A 22,318-nucleotide genomic window follows, 5' to 3' on the forward strand; every position below is an offset into this window, starting at 1 on the left:
AGTGTAAGTCATAAACAAAAAGACGCGATGAGTGGAACTCCGTGCGCTTTTGTTTATAGCAATAGAGGGTCAGCTTACGCTTGGATTGCTGCGACGACTGCAGTGCCCATTTCGGCAGTGCCTACTTTGGTTTCATTGCCGGCACCTGTATACAAGTCGCCGGTGCGGAGCCCCTGATCAATGACGCTTTTGACTGCTTTATCGATCGCATCTGCCGCATCATCTTCACCCAGTGAGTAACGTAGAAGCATGGAGACTGAAAGGATTTGAGCAATTGGGTTGGCGATGCCTTGGCCTGCGATGTCTGGAGCTGAGCCACCAGATGGCTCGTACATTCCATAATAGAGTCCGTTGTCCTTCTGGTTCCCCAAGGATGCAGATGGGAGCATGCCAAGTGAACCTGAAAGCATCGCCATTTCGTCTGATAGGATATCGCCGAAGAGATTGCCTGTAACGATGACGTCGAATGAGTTGGGCTGCTTAATGAGCTGCATTGCTGCGTTGTCCACGTAGAGATGTGAGAGTTCTACTTCTGGGAATTCTTTAGACATTTCAGTGGCAACTTCGCGCCAGAGGATAGAGCATTGGAGGACGTTTGCTTTGTCCACGGAGCAAAGTCGTTTATCGCGACCCATTGCTGCGACGAATGCCACGCGGCAGATACGCTCGATCTCGTGCTTACTGTATACCATGGTGTCGTACGCAGTCGGATTATCCTGGTTGTCATCACGGCCTTTCGGGGTGCCAAAGTAGATCCCACCTGTGAGTTCCCGGACGCAAAGAACATCAAAACCATTCGGAATGAGCTCATTCTTTATAGGCGATGCGTGCTGGAGTGCGGGTAGGCAAACGCCTGGGCGAAGGTTAGCGTAGAGGTTAAAATGTTTACGGAGAGGGAGGAGGGCACCGCGCTCGGGTTGGTCATCGGGAGCGAGGTTTACCCATTTAGGCCCACCGACGGAGCCAAACAGGATGGCGTCAGCTTGTTCGCAAGCTTTGACTGTTTCTTCAGGGAGTGGGCAACCTTTTGCATCAATAGCGGCGCCACCAACGAGGCACTCCTCGGTGCTTACTGTGAAGTCGAAGCGGTCAGATGTGGCTTGCAGCACTTTGAGCGCTTGCTTCATAACTTCAGGGCCGATTCCGTCGCCAGAGAGGACGGTGATGCTGTGGTTGCGGTTCATGCGCGGGGTTTAGCAAAGCACTAGGCTCTTGAGAACCCTCATTTTTAAAAATCTTCTATCATATTGTAATTGTACATTGAGTGAGGAGTATTCACCTTCTGTGGCGTGGAACTTTTTCAAGATATTTGCCTTATTATTGTTGGATTTATTGCACTGTATTTCGGTGCTGAATGGTTAGTGAAAGGAGCATCCGAGATAGCGATCAAAATGGGCATTTCACCTTTGGTTGTTGGCCTTACTGTGGTGGCTTTTGGTACCAGCACTCCTGAGTTACTCGTCTGTCTTGAGGCAAATGCTGACGGCCATCCAGATGTAGCTCTAGGGAATATCATCGGATCGAATATATGTAATATTGCTCTCATCTTAGGGATAGCGGCAGTGATGAAGCCTATTGAAATTCATCGGCAAATTATTCGTCGCGAAATGCCAATCTTGATCGCGGTGACAATGGGTTTCATAGGTATGCTTTGGAATGGTAGTGTCTCACAAATTGAAGGCGGAGTCTTATTTCTTTGTGTAGTGACTTATGTGGTAGTGAGTATTGTCCAATCGCGAAAGGAGCAGGGCCGGGATGATTATGGTGAGTTTAGTGCGGGAGAGGTTGCGGCAGTTCAGCAGTCAGGTGCTAAGAAATCGGCAATCAGCGTGGTGTTTATTTTAGTCGGGCTAGGCGTGTTGAAGTTTGGGTCAGAATGGTTAGTGGAAGGTGGAGAAAATGTAGCCACTGCGATGGGTATTGAGGAGGCGATTATCGCGCTCTTCCTCTTCGCGTTTGGAACATCATTGCCAGAGCTCGCTACTTCTATCGTCGCAGTACGTAAGGGCGAGGGAGATATTATTACGGGCAATGCGATAGGCTCATGCATTTTCAATATTTTAGCGGTGATTGGTATCACGGCGATGGTAAAACCGATTGCTCAAGGTGAGATTGAGCTCCTTGACAAGATGGTTATGCTGGGGGTGACAGTTGGTATCTTCTTTTTCATGTGGAGTAGAATGCGCCTCAATAGGATCGAAGGAGTTATTCTATTAGTCGGCTATGCTGTGTACTGTGTTGTTCGTTACAATATTGGTTAATGGATTGCCTGAGTCAGATTGCGCATCGGCCTTACCCGATCCCGGAGGGTAAGCCGCGCTGGCGGCAAAAATGGTTGGACCTTGCTTTCTTTCATTGGCCTGTCGAGGCAACTCTATTTGAGCGCTTACTATCTGACGGGCTTCAACTCGATCTCTATGATGGAACGGCTTGGGTAAGCGTGGTTCCATTCCGTATGGAAGATGTGATGCTGCGTGGCCTGCCAGCCGTTCCAAGAGTTTCTAACTTTCCCGAGCTTAATCTCAGAACTTATGTCACCAAAGATGGGAAACCGGGCATCTGGTTTTTCAGTCTTGATGCTGATCAGTACCTTGCTGTTTGGGCAGCTAGGAGATTTTTCCATCTACCCTACTTCAAGGCTAATATGCGCTGTGAATTGGAAGATGAAGGGGTAGTTTATTCCTCTAGAAGAGAGTTGGATGACACTCGTTTTGTGGCTAATATCAACCTGTGAGTGAGGTTTATTACGCAAGGTCAGGGACTTTAGAATGTTAGCTTACTGAGCGATATTGCTTGTACTCATGCGATGGGGTTCATCTCTACCGTGGCCGCTCCAAGAAATTCGATTTGAGATCTCACAGATTGACTTGGGTGTTGAAGAGGGTATCGGTTTTAGTTCTCCACCCGTTTGTGCTCAGTTTGCGCGCGAGCTAGAGGAGGCTGTGTGGCCTCTGGAACGCTGCGACTGAATAAAAAAAGGCTCCGCAGCAATTAAGTGCGGAGCCTGAATGCATAGTTGGAATTGGTGCAGGGTTTAAGCTGCGTCAGTAATTTTCTTGGCTTTTTTGAGTGTGGTTTGGCTTAGTTTGCCATTCACACGACGAGAATTGTCGACCAGATCTTTAAGTTCTTTTAGGCATTCCTCAGCGGCTTTCATGGCTTTACGTGGACCACCGTATTTCTTGTCAGAGAAATATTTAGTGAAAGTGGTTCCCGCACGGCTAAGACACAATCTCCAACCTTGGAAGGCTGTAGTCTCGTATGTGAATCGTGTTAAATTCTTTTTTGATTTCATGATGATTTCATTGGTTAGGATTTTCTGATGAGTCCTAACATTAAAACCCATTTCTAACCAAATGTCAACTACTCTTCGATTCACAAGTGGCTTCAAATCAATGAATGACCGTTTAAAGTTGGGTGTTTCAGTTAAACTATTAGACGCTGAATCCATTACATATCAATGGATCTTTTGTTTCACGATTGTGGTTAAATCGTCACAATCGTGAGCAGAATAAAAATTCCAAAATGTTTGCTAAATTTCTTAATGAAATCGGATGTTGCTAGACTCTAGATCATGAACATTTGTTAAGCACATCTAGGTGACAAAGTTAGGAAATTGAAAAATAGTGGGAAATAAAGTGAATATTGTTCACCCAGAAACCCACAATGTCAGCGATCTACGCTGTGAGCACGTGAGATAATGGACACCGGGAAACGTCGTAAGGCTTTTGCAAGGAAGGAGTTCGCGTGTGGCACCAGTGAGCTGCTGCAAGACCGAGATCCGCCCCTAACTTAAACACTAGGCAGACACCGGAGGTTTCCCTACAGATAAACAACTCAAATGGTGCGCACGAGAGGAATCGAACCTCCACGCCCTAAGGCACATGAATCTGAATCATGCGCGTCTACCAATTCCGCCACGTGCGCACATAGCTAATAGAACTTGAAGCTAGAATGGGATCAGGTTGGTTGGCAAGTGTGATTTACCACTAATTGTAGAAATTTGCTACGAAGGGGACGGCCTAACGATGTTGCATGCGGACTTGATAACTCGCTACAAATTCTTTGCCATCGGGGGAGATGAAGGATGCCTTGAGTAGGTGCTTACCTTTTGTGAAGTTAAGGGCTGGAAAAACATAGTGTTTATCTTTGTTTGCAATCTTTTGGGTATACTTTTGTTTTCCTATAATGAGGTGTGCGGTCCAGCCTGAGAGGTCACGATTGAATGTGTTGGGGAACTCGAGGCGAATATCGCAGCGGCCATCGTGTTGGAAGTGGAGCTTCCAGAAGCCGTTTTCGTTGTAGGACCAATCTTTAGCAATACGGTCCTGCCAGGTGAGGACTAGCGGATTCTCTTTGGATCGGTCGACTAGGATGTAAGGGGTTCCTAGGTCTCTGAGGCGCGTCTCATTCACGTCTTCGAACCAGAGGTCGTATTCCTTGAGTAGGGAGTCAACGCGACCCTTATTTGAATCAGCGAGATTGCTGGTTTCGGCTGGGTCGTTCGAGAGATTATAGAGTTCGTAGTTCTCGCTATCTCTACGTGGCGAGCTGCTGTTGGATGGATTGAGGAGTTTCCAGTCTCCCTTGCGAATCATGAAGTTGTGCCTGCTGGTAGGTGTGGCACCACGGTGCCATTGTATGATGATGGGGCGCTCTGGGAATTTGGTTCCAGGTTTGAGTATTTGCGGGGCAAGGCTGCGGCCGTCAAATTCGAATGCTTCGGGGACGCCAAGGTCGCAAATGTCGAGAATGGTGGGCATTAGGTCAATGTGTGCCGCTACATTTTCGTTTATATTTCTGCCTTTTTTGATTTTTTCTGGCCAATGGATCCAGAGAGGGGAGCGCACACCGCCTTCATAGACTTGGCCTTTTTTGCCGCGGAGACCATCGTTGTAGCGTAGGGTGTTAGCGCCATTGTCATTGATGAAGATAATAACGGTGTTATTGAGTAGCTCTTCTTGTTTGAGGAATTCGGTGAGTTTGCCGATGTTGGTGTCGAGATTATCGAGCATGGCTGCGATCTTTGGGAGTATTTCTTTATCCTCCCCCCAGCCGCTAAAATCTTTGTCTTGGTATTTTTTTAAGAGATCTTCGGGGACGTCATAGAATGGCCCATGCGGTACGTTGACTGTGATCGCTGCAAAAAAGGATTGTTGGTTATTTTTAGATCGTTTTATGAAGTTTTTGGCCGCATCAAAAAAGACGTCGGTGCAGTAGCCGTTAGTTTGCACTTCTTTATCATTATGAAAGAGGATGGGGTTGGTGTAGCGTCCTTCGTTTTCGATCGGGTCGCTGGGTTGCCCTAGTCCGCCACCACGGTGAACGAGAGATGTGTCAAATCCTTGGTCGCTGGGGCGCATCGGGTAGTTGTCGCCTAAATGCCATTTTCCGAAGAGACCCGTTTTGTAACCGGCACCGCTGAGGGCTTCGGCAATCGTAACCTCGTCAGCTGCCATCATGGAGCGTCCAAGGTAGGTATCCATACATTTTGTTCGTATATAGTACCGGCCTGTGAAGACGGACGAGCGGGTAGGGGAGCAGACCGGATTGACGTAGAAGTTTTTCCAGCGCGCACTGTTACTAGCGAGTTGGTCAAGGCTTGGAGTTTGAATCCATTGGTTACCGTGAAAACTGAAGTCGCCGTAGCCCATGTCATCAGTCACGACCAGTATGACATTAGGACTTTGCTGGGTTAGATCTCCGATGTTTTCAGCTGGAGGTTCACTGTCGCTGGAGGCATCTTGGGCATGGAGTGCTGCGCAGGTGAAGGTGGTGAGAAAAAGCAATTTAAAGAAAGACATGATTCGATAACGGTAGAGACTAAGGGGGCCTGCGCCAACTCTTTTTAGGAAAGCCACAGATTACAAGTTGGTGAGATTACTTCCCGAGTGGGGCAGATTCAGCCCAGGTGACGATTTCTTCATCAAGAAATGCTTCAGCGAGCACTTCTTGCGCCCAAGCTTCCTTTTGAGCAATGTGGCTGAGCAGTCGGTGAGCCATGGCTTGTTGAGCTGGAAATTCACTCCAGATAAGTTCCGCTAGAATTCCGCGCCATGCGCTTCCAACGATCGATCGAGGTCTCTGGATTTGCTCCAAAACGCTTTCAGATACTAAGAGACACTTGTTGATATCTGGTTTACTGGGCACCGGCTCTACCTCGTAGGTTTTTAGCGGTACTCCAGATTCTCCGCTGAGCTCACATTTTGATTTTGCTCTACGAGCTAGATCTTTACCTAGCAGTGATAGAGCCTCGATTCGAGCTTGGTTGTCGTCGTATCCTTTTGCCATAAATTTTCTTTTATAGGTTGCGAAGCTTGATGAGCACGGAGGTGAGTAGTGCTCCACAGAGGTTAGCGGTCATGTTTTTGCATATGTTGCCGAAATCCGCTACACGCTCAGAGCTAAAGCAATAATCGACTAAGAGTACTGCGATCTCGCCGATTGCCCCGTAACCAATGGCAGAGGTGATCACTAAAAGCAGTAAGCCAGCGCTGGGCATAAGTCGCCTTTGGTAACGACTATGGATGATATTACACATTGTCTGCCAGTTTGCCCAAGTGATTACCCCTAGCCCATAGACATGCACGCAGGTGCTGTAACTAAGCCATTCTCTTGAGACCCAGAGCTCATTTAAATAATAGGGAACCCCCTCGCTGCCATCTGTTGAGGGGAGGGTGGTGATTCCGCCTGCTAGATTTAAAAGGCCCAAGAAACTTAAGCACCATATAAGGGGAAGTGCGTAATGGATTCGTTTGTGAGCAACGTACACAAACAGCATCAAAGCTAACTGCGCCCCAAGGCTGGGGAGCGCGCTGAAGTTCTCCTGACTCAATGATAAAGCAAGAAACCCCAAGGTGTACAAAATTGTAAATGAGGCTACTCCTGTGATTTTGGGGCTTTTGGTCTGAATGAACATAGATGCGTGGCGTAGTGCATGACTACCAAACCCACACTCTGTTGCAAAGATAAAGCTGTTGGGTCTGCTAGATTATTGGTATGCGTCAGCGATGAATGTACATCATCTTGAACTCTTCTACTACGTTGCTAAGTACGAAGGCATCACTGCCGCTGTTAGGAAAATGCCATACGGCATCCAACAACCGGCTGTAAGTGGTCAGATTCTCCAGTTAGAAGATGAGCTAGGTGTGAAGCTCTTCAATCGTCGACCCTTTGCTCTTACTCCAGCAGGTGAGATGCTTTATGATTTTGCCTATCCCTTTTTTGCCGGACTTCCAGATGTGGAGGAGCGCTTGAAGGGGGAAGACAGTCAACATTTACGCATATCGGCATCGGCATCGGTGCTGGGAAATCATCTTCCACAGGTGTTAGAAAATCTGAAACTCAACACACCTGAGCTTAAACTCACCTTAAAAGAGGTGGCACCTTCCGATGTGTATAACCAACTCACTACTCAGCAGGCCGATATTGCGCTAACTGTGCTCCATGGGAGGTTGGATGAAGGACTCAGATCGATCGAGCTCATGACGATACCGCTTGTATTACTTGTCCCTTCAACCTGCAAAGTGAGCACTCTAGACGATCTTTTACGAGAAGGTGAAAACGGCAGGCTCGAGTCAAAACTACCACTTGTTGGGCTTCCTTCGCATGAGGCGCTGAGCCAAATTTTTCAGGACGGCCTTGATAAGTTGAATGTTGACTGGAAGCCATCGATGGAGGTAAACGCTCTAGATGTCATTCAAAAATACGTCAGCCGCGGCTTCGGGGCTGGCATCGGCGTCGGCATTCCTGGTGTGGATCCTATTGATGGTGTAGATGTTATATCGCTCGATACCTTCCCTCCACTTGTCATTGGAGGGATCTACCAGGGGAAGATGAAGCCTATTGTTCAAGAATTTTTGAGAATTACCCAGAAGTACGTCGAAAACTTCCAAAGCAGATAGATTGAGCGAATCCCCGGTTTCAGCTTGCGCTGGGAGCTTCGAGCACTACACTTCCGCGCCTATGGCAACTGAGAGCAAAAGTAAACGCCCGGCAATCCTTATCCTTGGAGCTCCAGGCTCAGGTAAGGGGACTCAAGGTAAAGCGCTGGGAATGCTCCCGCGCTTTTTCCATTGCGCCTGCGGCGACGTATTCCGTTCACTCGACACCCGCACTGAACTAGGACAAAAATTTGTAGAATATTCCAGCAAGGGACAACTCGTCCCGGATGAACTCACGATCCAACTCTGGGAAGCACAAATTCAAAACTGGAAAGATAGCCACGTCTATTTCCCAGACACTGACTTCCTTATTCTCGACGGCATTCCACGCAATGTGAAGCAAGCTGAAATCCTCGAGGAGCACATCAACGTGCATCACATCTTCCATCTTTCATGCCCAGACCGTAATGAACTTGCTCGTCGCATGCGTAAGCGTGCTCTCCGTGAGAACCGTATGGATGACGCATCAGATTCAGTGATTGAAGACCGCATTCGCACTTACGAAGCTGAGACCAAGCCGATCCTCGATTTCTATCCGGATGATATACGTACTGACATCGATGCCTCGCAGCAGCCGATCAAAGTAATGCACGACATCATTGCTAAGATCACAACGCTTCCAGCTTTCAAGGAGATGGACAAAATTTCAGTCTAACTAGATCTCAGTTTATCTTTCTAAAAGGGCTGCATCGGCAGCTCTTTTTTGTATAACAAATCACCAAGCATTCCTATGCCAAGCAAACGCATCGTCTACATGGCCACCGGGGATATCGCGATCCCGGCCTTCCAAGCTCTTATTAGCGAGAAAGTCTACAACACTGTGGCTCTCATCACCCAGCCAGATAAGCCTATTGGGCGGAAGCAGGTTCTCACACCCCCAAAGATCAAAACGATTGCAGAAGAGGCTACCATCCCAACCCTACAGCCTGCTCGCGTCAAAAATGAAGAAGTGCTTCAGTTGCTGCGTGATCTGGAACCAGACATTATTGTCGTCATGGCGTATGGTCAGATCTTGCCTAAAGCACTGCTTGAAATCCCTAAAGTGGCCATCATCAATCTTCACGCTAGTCTTTTACCTAAACATCGAGGCGCATCTTGCATTCAGGCTGCCATCGATCAAGGTGATTTAGAGTCCGGTATGACTGTAATGCACGTTACAGAAGGACTCGATGAGGGTGACGTCATTCTCAAGAAGCCATTTAAACTGCCCCCGGAGATAACCGGCGGTGAGCTTCACGAGATTCTAGCAGATGACGGACCATCCGCATTGCTTGAGGCGCTTGAGTTGCTCTTTTCTGGCGAAGCTCCGCGCCAGCCACAAGACGACTCACTCTCTAATTATGTGTCTAAACTGATGCGTAGCGATGGTGAGATCGACTGGAATCAGCCAGCGGAAATTATAGAACGCAGGATTCGCGCCTATGACCCATGGCCGGGGGCATCCACTAGTTTCAAAGACACCAAAGGGCGGGCAAAGCGGCTCAAGATTTTCCCACAAACTCAAATAATCTCAGACTTAAATGGAGTGCCAGGAGAGGTGTTGTCAATCGACGATGGACTCACAGTCGCTTGCTCGGTTGGCGCACTCCGCATTTCTGAGCTTCAGCCAGATGGCAAGCGTCGTATGGCTGCTGGGGACTTCCTGAGAAATGGCCAGATCACCATCGCTTGCATCCTTGGTGAATAGCTTGCAGAAATAATTATCTCCATTAGAAATAGACCCATGAAAGATTTAGAACCAGAACTCAAGGCGCAAGTCGTTGAGCTTTGCAATAAGGCTGTAGAAGCCCAGGAAGAAGAGCGTTTCCACGCATCCAATCGCGACCTCCAGAAGGTTTACGAACTTCTCCAAGAACCTAAAGCTGAATGGAAAGCTTACACATGGCTTATCTCAAGCATGGCGGATAATCATTTTGAACAAGATGAGTATCTCGCTGCCTTTGAGAAGTTTGAGGAAGTTTTCACACTCGATGCTGAATCGAATAAGAATGCCTACCTTTGCCTTCGTCGCGGTCAATGCGCGCTGGAATTGGAGCACGCCGAACTCGCAGAACAACTTCTCAGCCGAGCTTTCGAGCTAGAAGGGAAAGAACTTTTCGAAGACGAGCATTCAAAATACCTCAAGCTCGCTAAACAGGCGTAACAAGACCATGGCGCGCGAATACAAACTCAAACCGAAGCAAAATGCCGGAACTCAATCAGGAATTGATTATCGAGCTGAGCTCAATGACCAGCAGTACGCTGCCGTAACATCGCGCCCTGGGCACGCCCTCGTTATCGCTGGTGCTGGGAGTGGTAAGACGCGCGCATTGACCTACAGAGTTGCCTACCTACTCGATCAGGAAGTGCCGGCTAAAAGTATTCTATTGCTCACTTTCACCAATAAAGCATCTCGCGAGATGCTGGAGCGCGTCAAAGAACTCATCCCGCAAGACACATCTGACCTCTGGGGGGGGACATTCCACTCTATATGTAACCGTATTCTGCGCCGTCACGCGGACGAACTTGGCTTCACCCGCAACTTTTCTATCCTCGACACCGATGACCAAAAGTCGCTGATGAAGCAACTCATTGCATCGGCAAAGATCGAAACCAAGAACCGTCGCTTCCCCAAGCCCGATGTTCTGCTGAGCATCTTCAGCCTCAGCGAAAACACTAAGACGAGCATCGAGGACATCATAGATGCCAACTATCCTTACTTCGAAGAATGGCTCGATGAGATAATACTTCTAAAGCGTAATTATACGTCTAAGAAGCTCGAAACCAACTGCATGGACTTTGATGACCTTTTATTGTTAGCTTTAAAGTTACTCAAGCAAGATGAAGACCTTCGCCAGCTCTACCAGCGAAAATTCCGCTACGTGTTAGTGGACGAATACCAGGACACCAACGCGACCCAGTGCGAGTTGATAGACCTCTTTGTTGGAAAGAAAAATAGCCTGATGGTGGTGGGTGACGATGCGCAGTCTATCTATTCATGGCGCGGTGCCGACATGGGGAATATCCTCACATTTCACGGTCGCTACCCAGACGCCTGCATCTATAAAATTGAAACCAACTACCGCAGTCGCCCAGAAATTCTAGAACTCTCTAATGCTGCGATCAAAGCGAATGTAAGCCAAATCCCCAAAGAGCTCCGTGCCTCACGCGAGAAGGGGAGCATGATACCGGCGGTTATTCCACTCAGCGATCCGCGCGCTCAGGCAGACTTCGTCACCCAGCGCATTCAAGATCTGATCGACGAGGGTATCGAACCCAACGAAATAGCCGTTCTCTACCGCGCTCACTACCAGAGCATGGAAGTCCAGATGGAACTCACCTCACGCGATATTCCATTTCAGATCACCTCCGGACTGCGCTTCTTCGAGCAAGCCCACATTAAGGACGTCTCAGCCTTTATTCGCTTCGTGGTAAACCGACGCGATGAAATCAGCTTCAAGCGCATGGCTGGTATGTTGCCTGGTATTGGCCCCAAGAGCGCTGATAACTTGTGGCGAGCATGGGTCGCACTGCCTATCAGCAAGCAAGAAGAGCCACCTTTAGCATTCTCAGAATACCTGCTTGAATTCAAGGTGCCAAAGAAAGCCTCAGCGCACTGGGAGCAACTTTGCTACACGCTCGACGAGCTCGTCACCCGCGATGGATTTCAAATGCCATCGGAAATGATCCTAAGTATCACCGGAGGTGTCTACGATGACTACATGCGCGAAAGCTTCGATAATTTCGAACAGCGCAAGCAAGACATCCAGCAACTCATGCAATACGCTCGGGGCTACACTGACATCAACGAATTCCTCTCCCAGCTCTCGCTGATGAGCACCGCCGATGGCGACCCAAAAGCTAACAGGAAAGAGGAAAAGAACGAAGACGCGGTAACTCTCAGCTCCATCCACCAAGCCAAAGGGTTGGAGTGGAAGGTCGTCTTCCTTATCTGGCTCGCCGATGGCATGTTTCCGATTAAGAAAATCATAGAAACGGAAAACAACGACCAACTCGAAGAAGAACGTCGCTTATTCTACGTCGCCCTAACACGAGCCAAGGACGAACTCTACCTCACCTACCCGACACTCAACCCCAGGAGTTACACCGGCGAAATCCTGCAAACTCCTTCCCGCTTTTTTGATGACTTCTCTCAAGACCTAGTCGAAGAATGGCAAGTGCATTCAGGTTGGTAGGGGAGTTCTGCTCAGTCGACTCGCTACCATCAGCTGATGACCAACTCCTACGCACGTTCCCATCGTGGACTTTCTCACCGCGCATAGGTGCTTCCGTAGGACGTATTGGTAGAGAGTTCCACACTTAGCTTCGAAGAGGTTGCTGGTATGCTTCTCTGGGAGTCCCGAACCTTGCACTTCTTCGATCATCTTCTGAAAACAATCGAGGTAGTCGTGGCGGGTTCTATTAATGCGAAACAAGAAGATCAGTCGGGATTTCGCTGACGTACTGGCGGTATTGCCTAGGGGACTCACCGGCAAACTTAAGGAAGCAGCGGTTGAAGTGAGAGAGGGACTGGAAGCCCACTGCGTAGGCTATTTCGGTGACCGGCTTGCCAGTTTTTTTAAGCTCTCCCTTGGCTAGCTCGATGCGCTGCCGGTTGACATACTCAGTGAATGTCATACCAGTGGATTGCTTGAAAACTTTACAGAAATAGAATACACTGACGTGGACTTCACTGGAGATGTCACCCAGCGTTATTTTTTCGTCAATATGATCGGCGATGATGGACTTGGCCTTTCGAATTATTTCAGGCTCGTCACTCATGACCTCTAATAGAAGTCGATTGAGGAATTCGGTGAGCTGGAGTGAGATGATACTGAGAAGGGTGATCGTGCTGCTGTATTTCCCCTGGTCGTATACGGGGGTTTTCTTGTGCTTTTCTAGGGTTTTCTTCAGCTCAGTTTTTGAATATCCAGCAGCGTCTAAGCAATCGGTTGCGGCTTTGACTTGTTCCGGGGTGGGATGCTCAGTAAAGACTTGTCCTGTTCTGAGGAATCCTATGGTTCTGTGGCCGAGCCTCAAAGGGACGGCTGACTCCTTCAGGCCAGCGAAGCAGGTGTGAGTGAATGCCTTCTCCATAGAATGAGAAAACAGATCATCTTGATCCATCACACACTGAGCGCACGGCCCGTGGGAGGAGTTGATCAGTTGACAAAACGAGTTCTGGTTCTTACTGGCGTGGCAGGGGTTAAAATCTGGCTCGTGCGCGTACTGAACAATGAGGGGTAGACCCGTTCCATCACGGAACGCATTTTGGCAGGCCTGATAGAAGGGCGAGGCCTTGAGTCGCTCGATGAGGTGTTTTTCGGAGTCGTTTTTCGTATTATTCATGATGAAGCACTATTGTGGGTGGGGGGACTGGATTTTCCCCAGGGTTTTCGTTTTCTGAAAAGATAGACCGAATGCAACGGGTTCTCGTATCTAACACCTTGAGCCATAATCTTGAGGTAGACAAGGAGAAAGGAGATTAATCAGATCTAGGATCTCCTTGGGCTAAAATGAAAATGGGTGTTGTCGCTCATCGGATGGGGCTAGACCTTTGATGGTGAACCCTTAAGAGTCTGTTATACCATTCTCCCAGTTATATTGTCGGAATGATGGGTTTGTAGGTTTCAATTTAGTAGCAGAGCATGAATCATGCGAGGGCTGAGCCTTTCAAATTCTTATTGATATTTCGACAACCTAACAGATTTGATAGACTTACTCCTTGAATGCTATGAAAAACATCTCGATCATTGTAGAAGTATGCGCGTATGCGCTGTGGTTGTATGTGGTCGCCTGCAGTAGCTAGAAGAAGGAGTTGTCTCGCCGATGCCCGCAATGAATGACCCCATGACGTCGTGTCAGCTGATTGACACTGTTGAGTTTTGGCACGCACGCTAAGTCAAGCTAGTGTTTATAAGAAGAGTCCTATGATAATCTCAACAACTCAGTAGCGTATTGATATCTGACCTTTATTGTACTGCGCGACTAGGTTGTGGGAGAAGGTGGCCAAACGAGTGAAGAAATTCACAGTAGTATCTACGCTGACACGACTCGTGCTTTTCGGTCTTTCGGGGCGACATTGCAAGCATCGACAATCAGAGGGATTTCATCTGCCAACTGACCGTATTCCACTTCATGGTGAGCGGTGCAGATCACGGCGGCTGCGTAACGTTTCAATTCGTTTTGATCCCATCGGATTGATTGGCGTCCTGACCATTGGCCGCGATTAGCAGCAATGGAGAGGATGTGTGGGTCATAATAATCCACCTCCGCACCTTTGGCCTTGAGGATGTCCATGACCTGGTAGGAAGGCGACTCACGATCATCGGAGATATTGGCTTATATGCCACGCCAATAACTAGCACGGCATTCCCATGGAGGGCTTTGCCGGCATCGTTCATAGCCTCTAGCAGGTGGCTGGCCACATAGTCGGGCATTGAGCGGTTGACTTGTCCAGCCAATTCAATGAAGCGGCAGTCGATGTTAAATTCTAGAGCCTTCCACGTTAGATAATAAGGGTCGATGGGAATACAATGCCCGCCGACGCCAACCCCAGGGTAGAAGGGCATGAAGCCGAAGGGTTTTGTTTTGGCCGCCTCAACTACTTCCCAAACATCAATGCCTAAGGGCGCGTAGATGGTCTTAAGTTCGTTGACTAATGCAATATTGGTGAAACGAAATATATTCTCAGTCAATTTTACGGCTTCGGCTGTATCGCAATCGCGCACTGGTACAATTTGATCGATTGCTTTTTCATAAAGTTCGGTTGCCCGTTCAAGGCATCCAGCCGTGAGCCCCCCGATGACCTTGGGTATTTTTCGGAGTTTACTCAGTGAATTGCCCGGGTCTTCACGCTCCGGAGAGAAGGTTAGATGAAAATCTGCGCCGGCTTGTAATCCTGAATGTCGCTCCAACATCTCGCGGAATTCGACACGGGTGGTCCCAGGGTAAGTGCTCGATTCTAGGGATACGAGCATGCCGCGTCTGAGGTGCGGAGCGACTTCCTCTGCTACCCCGAGAATGTAGGAGAGGTCTGGTTCATGATGCTGCCGCAGCGGGGTTGGCACGCAAATAATAATGGCCTCGCTCTCGGACAAGAGGCCTCGGTTGGTGGTGAATTCCAAGGTCCCGTCGCTGAGCGCACTAGCCAACTGTTCAGACGGAATATGGGGAAATGGGGAATGCCCTTGTTGTAACTCTAAGACTCTGTTGCTTTTGGCATCGAATCCGAGTGTTCGACACCCAGCCTCTGCGAATCCTAGAGCGAGAGGAATGCCGACATAACCGAGGCCTACAACTGCTACATCAAAGCGTGCATGGGATGGTTTAATGATCATATCGAAGCTGATGGGGTGGGTTTGCGCTCCATCGGGGCCCCTAAATCGCGACGGCGAAGTATAAAGTATTCGAAGGTCGCCAGCAGGCTAACAAAAACCCGGATTTGGTGCCACCCCAGAGCATCGGTGAAAATGGCAATAACCTCCTTCCAGTAATCTTTCCATGATGTGGAGCGCTGATTGGATTTTTCTGTAATGTAGATAGTCATTAATGTGAGGAATACATTCACGCTGTATGCTAGGAACATGAGTATCAGGATTTCTTTGAACGTTGTTAGTCCCAATACCAAAAAGGTAACAGCTAGGGTGTAAGCGGCAACCTCCACTAGCGGTGCTAAGGCTTCAAAGAGTAAAAAATAAGGCATACCGAAGAGTCCAGTAGTTCCATATCGAGGGTTGAAAATCATCCGCCAATTGCGAAAGACCGCTTGCAGTGTACCTCGTTGCCAGCGGTTGCGCTGTGGCAGATATTGGCTAATTTTTTCAGGAACCTCGGTGTAGCAAACAGCATCGGGAATAAAAGCTATCTTTAGGTTCCTCTTGTTCCGGCGGTCAAATAGATATCCATGGAGACGAATGGTGAACTCGATGTCATCAGTGATAGCCTTAGGCCAAGGTCCACCGACCTCTTCTAAAGCCTCTTTTTTAATCAATAGCAGGGCGCCAGAGATGCAGAGCATGCTATGTAAACTGTTCAGGCCGTTGCGCGCCCATTGGAAGCTACGGGCGTATTCGACCTCCTGATTCAGGCCTAGCCAGCTCTTGGGTAAGCCCCTCGCTACTATGGTGCCGTTCTTTACGACTAATCCGTTAGATGGTCGGACCACACCAGAAGAAACAGCTAGGCTTGGGTTCAATAAGAAGGGGCGAGCCATGTGCTGCAAGCCATCGGTTTCTATCACGCAGTCTGCATCAATTACACAGAGTAGGGAATAGCGGCTCAGGTTCACAGCGGCATTGATCGCGTCAGCTCGCTGACCGTTCTCCTTCGATATCACCACGAGGTTCGGGTAATCTGGAGATTCGTAAACTGCATGAATTGGCCGCGTCTCGATCTGAGTGGCGCCGTGCCTCTCCAAGGGCTGGAGCTTGAAGCGCTGATGAAGTACGCAGATGGTTTCATCAGTGGACCCGTCATCGACGACGATGACCTCATGGCAAGGATAATTGAGCTTGAGCAGATTTTCCACCGTACCAATGATGATAGCGGCTTCGTTAAAGGCTGGAACAATAACAGAGACTGGTGTGGAAAGTTCCGATTGAGCTATATGGTCGAATTCCGCGATCGTGATCTCCTTGTTGTATTTATGTATTTGTAAAGCTCCAAGAATCACCAGCAGCAGGCTGGTCATGCTTAAAGCTATGAAATAAACGAAAATGGAAAATCCACAGATGTAGAGGATGGTAATCATAGTTAGTTTTTCTTTGTATCGAGGATCATATGTTCCTCAAGAACTTCGCAGCATATTTCACGGGCGTGCTCGTCGCTGGTATTTTTCATTACCTTTTGGAGCTCTGTGATGCCGACTTGACCGAGAGAGTGAAGCGCTTGTGCGGCTGAAAATCGCACCCACCACGAGGAATCGCTTAGGGCGTTAGAGAGCATAGGTATCTGCCTGTCTGCATGCAATTTACCTATAGCCTTCATCGCTTTCTTGCGGACCCTCCATGCTGGGTCATTGGCCAGTGCCGCGACAGGCGATATGGCTGCAGGATCACCAATCTCTCCGAGGGCACGTGCCGCGCATAGGCGCACACTCTCCTGGGGGTTTTTGAGTAGCCTAATCAGTGGTTGCACTGCTTCCGAGGTGCGGAGCATACCCAGAACTCGGGCCGCCACGATTATAGCATTGGCAGAATACTTTCCAATGGGGCTTTCTAACATGGTGAGAAGGGTTGGCACCGCAGAGGGACCGTAATCGGAAATGGCCTCGGCCTCTCGGCGATTGTCTAATTCGTTTGGCAAATCTAGGGCCTGAAGGATAGGTTTGATCGCTTCTGTCTTGCCCTGTATGGCCAAAGAGCGTGCTGCACAGAGGCGGATCGCTGGGATCTTGTCTTCTAGAGCGTCGAGAAGCGCAGCTGTTGATGCTTCATTATTGAGGAAGCCGAGGCGTTCCGTGGCTAGCAGGCGTCGTTTCAATTGATTACTTTTCAGAGCGTCAATTTCTTCATCAATAAATATCAGCCCGGTAAACAAGGGTTGGAGGCGAGGACGGGAGCTAGATTCTAGCTCATGGGCGAGATGAATCAGCAAACTAAGAGCCTCCGTCGGATCCTCCTGCATGGCCTTGATCGCGGTCTCCTCCGTAGCCTCGCCTCGAAGGAACCTCCATATGAGAGGTATGATGGCTTTGCCGAATGTCGAGTTGTGTTGTTGACGACGATCGATCATCCAGTGCTCAACAGTGATATACAGCAGCAGAACTAGGCTCAAGACTGACAAAGCTAGCGCAATATTGAGCACTATGGGTATAAAATTAGGACCTAGAATTTCCATACTAATCCGATGGTTGGGGTGATACTTTGATAGAGTTCCTTGTCGTTATCTGGACGCAGGCGATAGACATATTCTAAGCCCGCAAAGACGCTGAGATTGGGCTTAATAGGTTCTTTGTAGAAGACCGAGGCTATGTAGGCATCAGAAAGTGCGGCAAAAGGCGCACCGAAATCGAGTTCAGGATCTGTTCCGTAGGCAAAACCGAAGGTTAATTGCCCGTCTCTAGGCATATCACCGAAGTTAACCGCAGCACTATAGTAGTCATAGTCAACCTCGTCGTGGACCCAGCCGTGGGCGTAGCGGAGTGTGACAAATGACTTTTCCGTAAACCAGTACGATACACCTGGTTTGATCTGTGTGATGTCATATTCGGCGCTGCTATAGTTAGTGTCAAAATAGAGTTGTTCAACATCGAGTAGTAAGGTCACTTTCGGATTCAGTATGTATTGAAATCCAGCGGAATAGACATTGTTAGGCAAAAAGTTAGCATCTGGCGTGTGAGATATTTCGCCGTGCACTTCGAGTTCCTTGAGTGGATACCACGAGGCGTTAAAGCTATACATGATGTCATCATCGTTTGGTGGTCTCTGTACAAAATCAACGCTGCCACCTAACAGTAGGTATTTGTCTGGTTGATAGAAAATGTCGAGTGTTTCCCTTTGCCAATCCTCGCGTCCTTTGTTGAAAAAGGTATGGCTGTATGAAGGAACGACAATCCAGGGGTAGAAGGGCTTGTCTTGAATGACCTCTTTACCATCAAAGGAGGCGCCCTCGCCGTTGGCTCGATTCTCCATCTCTAAGTGGGCACTGCTTGTGAGTCGTTGCTGCGACTTTCTATCGACATAAGTGTTGGCGGCCGATTGGCAGAAACTATCCACTCGAAGGCAGAATAGAGCCAGAACAACTAGTGATGTGCGCGTATTCATTATAATTTTCATTAGAGGGTAGCTTCCTGACGGATGTGTTTGAGTAAATCGTCGATGGTTTCTTCCAGCGTCCATTGCGGGCTAAAGCCGGTGAGTCGCTCAAGCTTTTCTACTATCGGTTTGCGCTGAGTAATGTGATCAAAATGTTCGCCGTATGCTTGATCGAAAGGTACAAACTGGATGGTTGAGGAGCTGCCGGCGCGAGCGATAACTAGTTTAGCCAGTTCAAGAATACTGATTTCACGGGTGTTGCCCACGTTGACGACTTCGCCATTTTGGACTTCTCCAGGGTCGTCCCCAATGGCAGCAAGCTTATCCAACGCGGCCATGGTGTCTCGAACATCACAAAATGATCGTATCTGGCTACCGTCTCCGAAGACGGTAAGCGGCACCCCGTCTAACGCTTGCTGGATGAATCTCGGAATGACGAAGCCATAATTCCCAGACTGATGCGGCCCCACGACATTGAACAGACGGGGAATGACTACCTTAATTCCACATTGCTCATGGTAAGCTTGGGCCTGGATCTCATTGGTCAATTTACTCAATGCATAGCCAGTCAAACCTCCTCGCTCTATTGAAAATGCGAGGTCAATGCCCTCGCTCAGTGCGAGCTGATCGCTCGAATGTCCGTAAACCGAAGAGCTTGAAGCGATGATGATCTGAGGGTTGTTTGGTCCATTGGCGGCGGCTTCCAGCACACGTTCGGTCGCTCCAACATTGATGCGAGTCACTGCCACGGATTCCTTAAGTACGCGGAACATGCCGACTACTGCGGCAAGATGATAGATGCGGTCTGCCTTGGTCACCTCGGCAGCGAGATCGGTCCAGCTCAGAAGATCTGCTTTGACAAAGGAAAAGCACTCCTGTCCTATCAGCGCGGCAAGATTCTCCTTTCTCCCCGTGCTCAGGTCATCGACCGCAACAACTGTGTCACCCCGGTTGATGTGAAATTCGCTCAGATTTGAGCCGATGAATCCAGCTCCTCCTGTAATTAAGATATTCATTATAACGTCAATTTTCTACATCCCTTTGGGAGATATGGGTGAACTCGTTTTAGTTTTTTAGGCAGACTCAGTAATTATATGAATTCGGATCTTTTTCATGACATTACCAGCTTCTAACAGATCCTATTATTTAATCATCAAGGTTGTCTAACTGCTACTATTATTGGATAGTTATCAAAGATTCACTGCCCATCGATTGTCCTATAGTGCTCTTATCTTGTCTTACTTAGCGTAAGGCCTATTTTAGCCGTAATTTACGACAATCTAAACCCACTTTTAAGAGTATCTTATTGCAGGGGGATTTAGACTTTCACTCTATATGTAGCGACGTCGCACCTCCCTTTTTGGCCCCACCACGATGCCCTCAGCCACCTCACTCAAAAAGCAAATACCTAGCAGTATTGTTTAGTCAGCTCAGCACGGGAAATCTAACCAGGCTATAAAGCCTCGTAGCTTCTCTGACCTTGATTGATCAAGGTGGTCTCGACGTAACCTGCGGCTTTAGCGATTGCTATAGCTTTGGTGAAATCTCTGGCGACTTCATCTGGGTGGTGTGCGTCTGAAGAGATGACGAGGTCGACCCCTCCATCGCGGGCGAGCCCGAGAAAGTCGCTGTGTGGGTATTGTTCAGCACAGGGCTTGTGCCAACCTGCAGTGTTGAGCTCTATGATGGCGCCTGAGGTGGCGATTGCGTCAATCACAGGTTCGTAGAAGCGATTGAGTTCGCCATCTGGCCTGTAGCCAAATTTCTTGATCAGGTCTGGGTGGGCTAAAATATCGAACAAGCCGCTATCGGCCATGTCGATGTAACTTTGCCAGTATCTCGTCCAAACTTGCTCGATGTCCGCTTCAGCCCACTTTGAGCCGACCCACTTTGGGTTATCAAAATTCCAGTTCGACCCGTCATTGATGTAGTGAACGGAACCGATGAGGTAGTCCCATCTGTGACGGTCTCGCAGATTGGTAATCCAGCCCTCACAGTCAGGTAGCCAATCACACTCTAGGCCGACACGTACCGGTATTTTATCGCCAGCATGCGCCTTGGCGCGCTCAACCCAGTCGAAGTACTCCGGGAGTTGAGAGTCGAGCATTCGCCAGTCGTCGAAAAATTCTTTACCGACAGGTGCGTGGTCCGAAATTCCATACTCAGTCACTCCCGCGGCAATTGCCGCATCGATGAATGCTTCAGGTTCCCCCTCAGCATGCATGCAGAGCGGCGTGTGAGTGTGGTAGTCGGCAGGCATGGGGATTGAGTGATGAGGGAAAAATGGGAGATCTCTTAATTGGAGCGCTAGCGACTCGGTGCTAGTTCGAAGGTGAAGCCTTTGAGGTATTCGGTTTCTGGGATTCCGGGGAGGATAGGGTGGTCGAGGCGCTGGCTGTGATTCTGGATGAGACGTAGTGTGCACTTAGCATCCACAGATGCTGACACTACGTTTTCCAAGAAAAGCTCACGTGTGGCGTGGTGAGAGCAACAGAAGGTGGAAAGGATACCGTTGCGCGCTAGAATCTTAAGTCCACGGAGGTGGATTTCTTTGTATCCACGCATAGCGTCCTTCAGGGTCTTCTTGTTACGGGTGAATGAAGGGGGGTCGAGGATGATGAGGTCGTACTCGTCTTCGCAATGTTTGAGGAAATCAAAGGCGTTGTGCTTGATCGCATTGATCTCGACACCATTGAGTTCAGCATTGCGCAGAGTGGCCGCGATGGCACTTTCTGATGAATCCACAGCTGTGACACTTTCCGCACCAGCCTTGGCGCAAGCGAGGGCGAACCCACCTTGATTACAGAATACATCGAGCACTCTCTTGCCTTTGGCCATATTCGCGATCGCTGCGTGAGCTTCGAGTTGGTCGAGGTAGAGGCCAGTCTTCTGACCGTCCAATAGGTCAACTTCGAAAATTACTCCGTTTGCTTCTACCGTGAATGGACCTGGGTTCTCACCGTGTACGAGTGTAATCTCAGGCTCGATTCCTTCAGCTTTGAGCATTGGCGAGTCGTTGCGGAGGATGATGGTCTTCGGCTCTAGCAATTTAATGATAGCTTCGATGATGATGTCTTTGCGCTGGTGCATAGCCAATGTCAGCGTCTGCAGCACAAAGTGGTCACCGTATCGGTCCAGTATTACACCGGGGAGGGCGTCGGACTCGCTCCAAACCATGCGGCAGAGGTTGATGTCGACGCTTTCAGCGCGCTCACGCACATCAATGGCTTGCTGAATGCGGCGTTCGAAGAATTCGATCTCAAGCTTTTGCTTACGGCGGGAAATGCGGCGGGCAACAATCTGTGAATCCGGGTTGTAAATAGCGGTTCCGAGTGGTCTATCGCGGAAATCCTTGAGGGAAATGACATCGCCGGGCTCAGGATTACCAAAAGTTTTTTGGATTTCAGATGCGTAGACCCAGTCGTGGCCATGAAAGATGCGTGCGCGTGGTTTTACAATAATTCCAGCCATGATGTTGTTAATATTTAGTGAGTTAAGTGCTGTTTGTGAGTGCGTTCGAATCCTAATGGAAGGATTAGCGATGCAAGAGCTAATTCCTAGCTAGCCTATGGTCAACACCCGAGCAAGGACATTAGGTGCATTTTCAGCTTGATAGAGTCGATCAATAAAACTATTTAT

At 48.9% G+C, this 22,318-nt stretch carries 21 protein-coding genes and 1 tRNA gene; 7 read left to right on the forward strand and 15 right to left on the reverse strand.

The window, feature by feature from the left end; all coding sequences use genetic code 11:
- Window positions 1-74 precede the first annotated feature (74 nt).
- Window positions 75-1,184: a 3-isopropylmalate dehydrogenase gene (gene leuB, locus BSZ32_RS16415; RefSeq protein ID WP_105044418.1), complete on the reverse strand. Its 1,110-nt coding sequence runs from the start codon at window positions 1,182-1,184 to the stop codon at window positions 75-77.
- 105 nt (window positions 1,185-1,289) lie between these two features.
- Here leuB and BSZ32_RS16420 point away from each other — a divergent pair, with 105 nt between their 5' ends.
- Window positions 1,290-2,261 carry a calcium/sodium antiporter gene (locus BSZ32_RS16420; RefSeq protein WP_105044419.1) on the forward strand — a complete coding sequence of 324 codons (972 nt, stop codon included), beginning with the start codon at window positions 1,290-1,292 and terminating at the stop codon, window positions 2,259-2,261.
- Window positions 2,261-2,734, forward strand: coding sequence for a YqjF family protein (locus BSZ32_RS16425; protein ID WP_105044420.1), 474 nt, complete (start codon window positions 2,261-2,263; stop codon window positions 2,732-2,734). Before BSZ32_RS16420 ends, BSZ32_RS16425 begins: the two co-directional genes overlap by 1 nt.
- A gap of 300 nt (window positions 2,735-3,034) precedes the next feature.
- On the opposite strand, the gene BSZ32_RS16430 is transcribed toward BSZ32_RS16425, so the two are convergent.
- From BSZ32_RS16430 to BSZ32_RS18505, 5 genes are all read right to left on the reverse strand, one after another.
- Window positions 3,035-3,295 (reverse strand): hypothetical protein, encoded by a 261-nt coding sequence (locus BSZ32_RS16430; protein WP_129589805.1) that lies wholly within the window; start codon window positions 3,293-3,295, stop codon window positions 3,035-3,037.
- 547 nt (window positions 3,296-3,842) lie between these two features.
- Window positions 3,843-3,927 (reverse strand) — tRNA-Leu (locus BSZ32_RS16435).
- Window positions 3,928-4,022: 95 nt separating this feature from the next.
- Window positions 4,023-5,804 (reverse strand): arylsulfatase, encoded by a 1,782-nt coding sequence (locus BSZ32_RS16440; RefSeq protein ID WP_105044422.1) that lies wholly within the window; start codon window positions 5,802-5,804, stop codon window positions 4,023-4,025.
- Window positions 5,805-5,880: 76 nt separating this feature from the next.
- On the reverse strand, window positions 5,881-6,291 hold the full coding sequence (locus tag BSZ32_RS16445; protein ID WP_105044423.1) for a phnA protein: 411 nt from the start codon (window positions 6,289-6,291) through the stop codon (window positions 5,881-5,883).
- A gap of 10 nt (window positions 6,292-6,301) precedes the next feature.
- A complete protein-coding gene (locus tag BSZ32_RS18505) occupies window positions 6,302-6,712 on the reverse strand; it encodes a hypothetical protein (RefSeq protein ID WP_129589806.1) in 411 nt (136 codons plus the stop codon).
- A 298-nt stretch (window positions 6,713-7,010) separates the two neighbouring features.
- On the opposite strand from BSZ32_RS18505, the gene BSZ32_RS16455 reads away from it, so the two are divergent.
- The 5 genes from BSZ32_RS16455 to BSZ32_RS16475 all read left to right on the forward strand — a co-directional run bounded on the left by BSZ32_RS16455 (window position 7,011) and on the right by BSZ32_RS16475 (window position 12,118).
- Entirely contained in the window at window positions 7,011-7,904 is an 894-nt protein-coding gene (locus BSZ32_RS16455; RefSeq protein ID WP_105044425.1) for a LysR family transcriptional regulator, read from the forward strand.
- 61 nt (window positions 7,905-7,965) lie between these two features.
- Window positions 7,966-8,598, forward strand: coding sequence for an adenylate kinase family protein (locus tag BSZ32_RS16460; protein ID WP_105044889.1), 633 nt, complete (start codon window positions 7,966-7,968; stop codon window positions 8,596-8,598).
- 75 nt (window positions 8,599-8,673) lie between these two features.
- On the forward strand, window positions 8,674-9,630 hold the full coding sequence (gene fmt / locus BSZ32_RS16465) for a methionyl-tRNA formyltransferase (protein ID WP_105044426.1): 957 nt from the start codon (window positions 8,674-8,676) through the stop codon (window positions 9,628-9,630).
- A 36-nt stretch (window positions 9,631-9,666) separates the two neighbouring features.
- A complete protein-coding gene (locus BSZ32_RS16470) occupies window positions 9,667-10,086 on the forward strand; it encodes a hypothetical protein (protein WP_105044427.1) in 420 nt (139 codons plus the stop codon).
- A gap of 7 nt (window positions 10,087-10,093) precedes the next feature.
- The gene (locus BSZ32_RS16475; RefSeq protein ID WP_105044428.1) at window positions 10,094-12,118 is read left to right on the forward strand and encodes an ATP-dependent helicase; all 2,025 of its coding nucleotides are present in this window, start codon (window positions 10,094-10,096) and stop codon (window positions 12,116-12,118) included.
- Between the two features lie 226 nt (window positions 12,119-12,344).
- Here the strand turns inward: BSZ32_RS16475 and BSZ32_RS16480 are convergent, their stop codons facing one another.
- The 9 genes from BSZ32_RS16480 to BSZ32_RS16515 form a co-directional block, all read right to left on the reverse strand.
- Window positions 12,345-13,271 carry a helix-turn-helix domain-containing protein gene (locus BSZ32_RS16480; RefSeq protein ID WP_105044429.1) on the reverse strand — a complete coding sequence of 309 codons (927 nt, stop codon included), beginning with the start codon at window positions 13,269-13,271 and terminating at the stop codon, window positions 12,345-12,347.
- Between the two features lie 690 nt (window positions 13,272-13,961).
- The gene (locus tag BSZ32_RS19900; RefSeq protein ID WP_240610731.1) at window positions 13,962-14,216 is read right to left on the reverse strand and encodes a UDP-glucose/GDP-mannose dehydrogenase family protein; all 255 of its coding nucleotides are present in this window, start codon (window positions 14,214-14,216) and stop codon (window positions 13,962-13,964) included.
- Window positions 14,099-15,262 (reverse strand): nucleotide sugar dehydrogenase, encoded by a 1,164-nt coding sequence (locus BSZ32_RS16485; RefSeq protein ID WP_240610671.1) that lies wholly within the window; start codon window positions 15,260-15,262, stop codon window positions 14,099-14,101. Before BSZ32_RS16485 ends, BSZ32_RS19900 begins: the two co-directional genes overlap by 118 nt.
- Window positions 15,259-16,674, reverse strand: a complete 1,416-nt coding sequence (locus tag BSZ32_RS16490) for a glycosyltransferase family 2 protein (RefSeq protein ID WP_105044430.1) — start codon at window positions 16,672-16,674, stop codon at window positions 15,259-15,261. Before BSZ32_RS16490 ends, BSZ32_RS16485 begins: the two co-directional genes overlap by 4 nt.
- A 2-nt stretch (window positions 16,675-16,676) precedes the next feature.
- Window positions 16,677-17,699: a HEAT repeat domain-containing protein gene (locus tag BSZ32_RS16495; protein ID WP_206018889.1), complete on the reverse strand. Its 1,023-nt coding sequence runs from the start codon at window positions 17,697-17,699 to the stop codon at window positions 16,677-16,679.
- Between the two features lie 50 nt (window positions 17,700-17,749).
- Window positions 17,750-18,688 carry a YaiO family outer membrane beta-barrel protein gene (locus BSZ32_RS16500; protein WP_165788907.1) on the reverse strand — a complete coding sequence of 313 codons (939 nt, stop codon included), beginning with the start codon at window positions 18,686-18,688 and terminating at the stop codon, window positions 17,750-17,752.
- A gap of 11 nt (window positions 18,689-18,699) precedes the next feature.
- Entirely contained in the window at window positions 18,700-19,695 is a 996-nt protein-coding gene (locus BSZ32_RS16505; protein WP_105044433.1) for an NAD-dependent epimerase/dehydratase family protein, read from the reverse strand.
- Between the two features lie 437 nt (window positions 19,696-20,132).
- Window positions 20,133-20,939 carry a histidinol-phosphatase gene (locus BSZ32_RS16510; protein WP_105044434.1) on the reverse strand — a complete coding sequence of 269 codons (807 nt, stop codon included), beginning with the start codon at window positions 20,937-20,939 and terminating at the stop codon, window positions 20,133-20,135.
- Between the two features lie 47 nt (window positions 20,940-20,986).
- Window positions 20,987-22,150: a class I SAM-dependent rRNA methyltransferase gene (locus tag BSZ32_RS16515; RefSeq protein ID WP_105044435.1), complete on the reverse strand. Its 1,164-nt coding sequence runs from the start codon at window positions 22,148-22,150 to the stop codon at window positions 20,987-20,989.
- Window positions 22,151-22,318: the final 168 nt, after the last annotated feature.

The sequence above is a fragment of the Rubritalea profundi genome (assembly GCF_002954445.1).
GTDB classification, from domain to species: Bacteria; Verrucomicrobiota; Verrucomicrobiia; order Verrucomicrobiales; family Akkermansiaceae; genus Rubritalea; species Rubritalea profundi.